The organism is Agromyces sp. P1_H4, assembly GCF_056405255.1.
The window spans coordinates 1-2076 of record NZ_JBFUCL010000476.1 but is presented as its reverse complement, the minus strand read 5'-3'; the positions used below and the strand labels follow the sequence as shown (position 1 = coordinate 2076).

Sequence of the window (2076 nt, the reverse complement as noted above, 5' to 3'; positions counted from 1 at the left end):
TCATGTAGGCGACGACGGCGTACTCGCCGTCGGGAAGGCGCATGGTGGTCTCGCCGCTCACGGCGATCGGCTCGTACCAGTCGTTGGCGACGTCGTAGAGCACCGCGTAGGTCTCGACGGGCTCGCCGTCGAAGCCGGTGGCCGTGATGGTGAGGTCGTAGCGCTCCTGCTCCGCGATGGTGCCGAGGGCGGTGCGTGCGACGGCGGTGCCGTCAAGGCTCGCGACCAGGGCGCCCGACAGCTGCGTGCCGGTCTCGACCTTCGACGGGTCGACGGTGAGCTCGACCGAGCGGGTCTCGCCGGCCGGGATCGTGAGCTGGTCGTCTGCCATGGTGAGCACGCCGTCGGGCGCGCCGTCGAATGACGCGTCGAGGTCGAGGACGACCTCGTCGGCGCTGCGGTTCGTGTAGTCGATGGTGCGCGTGACCAGCTCGGGCTCCTCGCCCCAGGCGAGCATGCCGAAGTCGCCCGACCCCGACGCGATCACGGGCGCGTCGATCGCGGTCTCGAGGTCGACGACGCCGGAACCGGCCTCGTACGAGCGGAGCCCGACGTCCTTCGCCGTGCTGAGCAGCGCGGCGCGCAGTTGGTCGGCCGTGTACTCGGGGTGCTGCTGCTTCAGCAGGGCGGCGGCGCCGGCGACATGCGGCGTCGCCATCGACGTGCCGCTCATCGCGACGTACGAGCCCTCACCGGGGCTGTCGGCCGAGCGGGCGGCGGTGACGTCCTCGCCGGGGCCGGCGAGCTCGGGCTTGAGCGCCCCCGAGAAGGCGAGCGGGCCCTGGTTGGAGAAGTACGAGAGGGCGCCCGTCGGGTCGGCGACGGACGCCACGGTGAGCGCCTCGGCTGCCGCGCCGGGCGCGCCGATCGCCTCGGGCGCGCCGTTGTTGCCTGCGGCGACCACGAAGAGGGCGCCCGTCTGCTCGGCGATCGTGTTGAGCGCCTCGGACATGACGTCGTTTCCGTCGGACGGTTCGGAGGAACCGAGGCTCATCGACACGATGTCGGCGTGCTCGCCGGCCCACTGCATGGCCTCGATGATCCACGAGTCCTGGCCGGAGCCGTCGGCACCGAGCACCTTGCCCACGAGCAGGTCGGCGCCGTCGGCGACGCCGCGGTTGGCACCGTCGCTGGCCGCGCCGGTGCCGGCGATCGTGGAGGCGACGTGCGTGCCGTGCCCATGCGGGTCGGAGGCGGGGTCGTCCTCGCCGGGCACGAAGCTCTTCGACTCGGCGGCGAGCACCCGGCCGGCGAGGTCGGGGTGGGTGTCGTCGTAGCCGGTGTCGAGCACGGCGACGGTGACGCCGGCGCCGGTGTAGCCGGCCTCCCAGGCCGCGGGCGCGCCGATCCAGGGCACGGAGCTGTCGAGCGTGGCCTGCACCTTGCCGTCGAGGTGGATGGCCTCGATGCCGCCGCCGAGCGAGACCTCGCTGCTGAAGGTCGAGGCACCGGATGCCGCGGTGAGGGCGCTCCACGTCGAGGCCGCAGACGCGTGGTCGGCGGTCGCCGCAGCGCCGCCGATGCTCTCGAGGGTCGAGCCGATCTCGACGCCGGGCAGCGGCGCGCTGAACGCCGCGGGGCCGTCGGCGTACTCGAGGATGACGGGCGTCGCGCTGACGGACGCGTCGTCGTAGCCGTATTCGATGAGCTGCGAGACGTTGAAGAGGTCGCGATCGACGACGCCGGCCGCGAGGTACGGCATCGCGGACTGCGGCAGCACGCTGAGGTCGCCGTCGACCTCGACGGTCTGCACGGCCGCGCCGGGCACCGCGGTGTCGACGTCGACGGTGTGCGTGCCGTCGGGCAGGTCGGTGACCTTCACGCGGTCGCCCGTGATGAGGGTCACGGTGTGCGTGCCGCCTGCGGCAGCAGCTGGGGAGGTGCCGGATGCCGCAGGCGGAGCACCTCCCCCATCGGCCGGGTCGGCGGCCGCGGGAGGCGCGACGGCGCTGACACCCGCGACGCCGATCGCCAAGCCGCTGATGGCGGCGGCGATCGAACGGCGGCGGCGCTGCGCGGCTGTTCTGCTGCTTTGTGGCATGGGGGAACCTCTCGCATGTGTTGCTGGCTTGCAAG

1 protein-coding gene is annotated in these 2076 nt (G+C 72.9%); it reads right to left on the bottom strand.

What is annotated here, in order from left to right:
* Nucleotides 1–2041: S8 family serine peptidase (locus tag AC1DY2_RS19050; protein WP_476763838.1), on the bottom strand; the 2041-nt coding region annotated here is incomplete at its 3' end.
* Nucleotides 2042–2076 lie beyond the last annotated feature (35 nt).